Genomic DNA, 3,591 nt, shown 5'->3' on the forward strand with positions numbered 1-3,591 from the left:
TGTCCGGCGGTGTCCTACTCTCCCACACCCTCCCGGGTGCAGTACCATCGGCGCTGTGGGTCTTAGCTTCCGGGTTCGGAATGGGACCGGGCGTTTCCCCCACGCTATGACCGCCGTAACCCTTTGACCCGTCACCAACCCCGTGGGGGGTGGTGTGGGAAAACTGTGGTTACAACATTGTGGTGTTGTTATTTAGTTGTTGGTTCCGGCCTACAACGTGTTGGGTTGTTGGTTGGGAACCACATAGTGGACGCAAGCAGAGTTTGTATGTATCTGTGTGGTGTAAGTTGTTGGCCTATTAGTACCGGTCAGCTTCACGAGTCGTTAGTCCTCGCTTCCACATCCGGCCTATCAACCCAGTGGTCTGGCTGGGGGCCTCTCACACCCGAGGGTGTATGGAAATCTCATCTCGAAGCGAGCTTCCCGCTTAGATGCTTTCAGCGGTTATCCCATCCGAACGTAGCTAATCAGCGGTGCACTTGGCAGTACAACTGACACACCAGAGGTTCGTCCGTCCCGGTCCTCTCGTACTAAGGACAGCCCTTCTCAAATTTCCTGCGCGCGCAGCGGATAGGGACCGAACTGTCTCACGACGTTCTAAACCCAGCTCGCGTACCGCTTTAATGGGCGAACAGCCCAACCCTTGGGACCTACTCCAGCCCCAGGATGCGACGAGCCGACATCGAGGTGCCAAACCATGCCGTCGATATGGACTCTTGGGCAAGATCAGCCTGTTATCCCCGAGGTACCTTTTATCCGTTGAGCGACGGCCATTCCACAATGTACCGCCGGATCACTAGTCCCGACTTTCGTCCCTGCTCGAGATGTCTCTCTCACAGTCAAGCTCCCTTGTGCACTTACACTCGACACCTGATTGCCAACCAGGCTGAGGGAACCTTTGGGCGCCTCCGTTACTTTTTAGGAGGCAACCGCCCCAGTTAAACTACCCATCAGGCACTGTCCCTGACCCGGATTACGGGCCGAAGTTAGATGTCCAAAGTGACCAGAGTGGTATTTCAACGATGACTCCACCCGAACTGGCGTCCGGGCTTCAACGTCTCCCACCTATCCTACACAAGCCACTCCGAACACCAATACCAAACTATAGTAAAGGTCTCGGGGTCTTTCCGTCCTGCTGCGCGTAACGAGCATCTTTACTCGTACTGCAATTTCGCCGAGTTTATGGTTGAGACAGCGGGGAAGTCGTTACTCCATTCGTGCAGGTCGGAACTTACCCGACAAGGAATTTCGCTACCTTAGGATGGTTATAGTTACCACCGCCGTTTACTGGGGCTTAAATTCTCAGCTTCGCCTTACGGCTAACCGGTCCTCTTAACCTTCCAGCACCGGGCAGGAGTCAGTCCGTATACATCGTCTTGCGACTTCGCACGGACCTGTGTTTTTAGTAAACAGTCGCTTCCCCCTGGTCTCTGCGGCCCCGATCCCCTCCACACCGCGAAGGTGTATCAAGGTTGGGGCCCCCCTTCTCCCGAAGTTACGGGGGCATTTTGCCGAGTTCCTTAACCATAATTCTCTCGATCGCCTTAGTATTCTCTACCTGATCACCTGTGTCGGTTTGGGGTACGGGCGGCTAAAACCTCGCGTCGATGCTTTTCTCGGCAGCATAGGATCACCAAATCCCCCCAAACGGGGGTCCCATCAGATCTCAGGCATCATGAGTGGCGGATTTGCCTACCACTCGCCCTACATCCTTAGACCGGGACAACCATCGCCCGGCTCGGCTACCTTCCTGCGTCACACCTGTTAATACGCTTGCCTCCCAGGATCAGGTCCTGCGCTCCACCAAAACCCTTCCGTCCAAAGGACGGTCGGGCAGGTCTCGGGCAGTTAGTATCCCCTGTTCAACATGGGCGGTTTTTCGCCGGTACGGGAATATCAACCCGTTGTCCATCGACTACGCCTGTCGGCCTCGCCTTAGGTCCCGACTTACCCAGGGCAGATTAGCTTGACCCTGGAACCCTTGATCATTCGGCGGACGGGTTTCTCACCCGTCTTTCGCTACTCATGCCTGCATTCTCACTCGTGTAGGCTCCACCGCTGGTTTCCACCGCGACTTCACTGCCCACACGACGCTCCCCTACCCATCCAAACGCCTGAACCACAAGGGCTTAGCTAATATTTGAATGCCACAACTTCGGCGGTGTACTTGAGCCCCGCTACATTGTCGGCGCGGAATCACTTGACCAGTGAGCTATTACGCACTCTTTTAAGGATGGCTGCTTCTAAGCCAACCTCCTGGTTGTCTTCGCAACTCCACATCCTTTCCCACTTAGCACACGCTTAGGGGCCTTAGTTGGTGGTCTGGGCTGTTTCCCTCTCGACTATGAAGCTTATCCCCCACAGTCTCACTGCTACGCTCTCACTTACCGGCATTCGGAGTTTGGCTGACGTCAGTAACCTTGTAGGGCCCATTAGCCATCCAGTAGCTCTACCTCCGATAAGAAACACGCAACGCTGCACCTAAATGCATTTCGGGGAGAACCAGCTATCACGAAGTTTGATTGGCCTTTCACCCCTACCCACAGCTCATCCCCTCCATTTTCAACTGAAGTGGGTTCGGTCCTCCACGACGTCTTACCGTCGCTTCAACCTGGCCATGGGTAGATCACTTCGCTTCGGGTCTAGATCACGCCACTCAAACGCCCTATTCAGACTCGCTTTCGCTACGGCTGCCCCACACGGGTTAACCTCGCGACGTAACACTAACTCGCAGGCTCATTCTTCAAAAGGCACGCCGTCACAACTACAAGGTTGCTCCGACGGATTGTAAGCACACGGTTTCAGGTACTGTTTCACTCCCCTCCCGGGGTACTTTTCACCTTTCCCTCACGGTACTGGTCCGCTATCGGTCATTAGGGAGTATTTAGGCTTATCAGGTGGTCCTGACAGATTCGCACGGGATTTCTCGGGCCCCGTACTACTTGGGATACATCAACAAGGCGGTGCAACGCATTACAGTTACGGGACTAACACCCTCTCTGGCCGGCCTTTCAAGACCGTTCACCTATACGCACACCCACACCCCGTCAGCCCGGCAGAACTGACACGTAATGTCCCACAACCCCGACCATGCAACGCCCGCCGGCTATCACACATGGAACGGTTTAGCCTGATCCGCGTTCGCTCGCCACTACTAACGGAATCACTATTGTTTTCTCTTCCTGCGGGTACTGAGATGTTTCACTTCCCCGCGTTCCCTCCACGCACCCTATGTGTTCAGATGCGGGTCACCAAGTCACTCGCGCGCTCAGCGGGGTTTCCCCATTCGGACACCCTGGGATCACAGTCCGGTTATCGACTCCCCCAGGCTTATCGCAGATTCCTACGTCCTTCTTCGGCTCCTAATGCCAAGGCATCCACCGTGTGCTCTTAAAAACTTGACCACAAAGATCAAAAACATTTTCGAGAGAACCACGAAAACTGCTCCACGCACCACAACCCCCAAAAAGGGCCACAGCACACGAACCAGATCCAGGTTCATATATCTTGGAAATTGCTTCTTATACAAGATGCTCGCGTCCACTATGTAGTTCTCAAACAACAACCCCACACCACACACCCCACACACAA

Annotated in this window: 2 rRNA genes; both read right to left on the bottom strand. The window is 54.7% G+C overall.

Annotation, left to right across the window (positions count from 1 at the left end):
- Window position 1 precedes the first annotated feature (1 nt).
- Window positions 2-118, bottom strand: a 5S ribosomal RNA gene (gene rrf / locus ACFV4R_RS20075).
- Window positions 119-277: 159 nt separating this feature from the next.
- Window positions 278-3,404: ribosomal RNA gene (locus ACFV4R_RS20080) — 23S ribosomal RNA — on the bottom strand.
- Window positions 3,405-3,591 lie beyond the last annotated feature (187 nt).

The organism is Pseudarthrobacter sp. NPDC059871 (assembly GCF_042731175.1).
Lineage (GTDB): Bacteria > Actinomycetota > Actinomycetes > Actinomycetales > Micrococcaceae > Arthrobacter.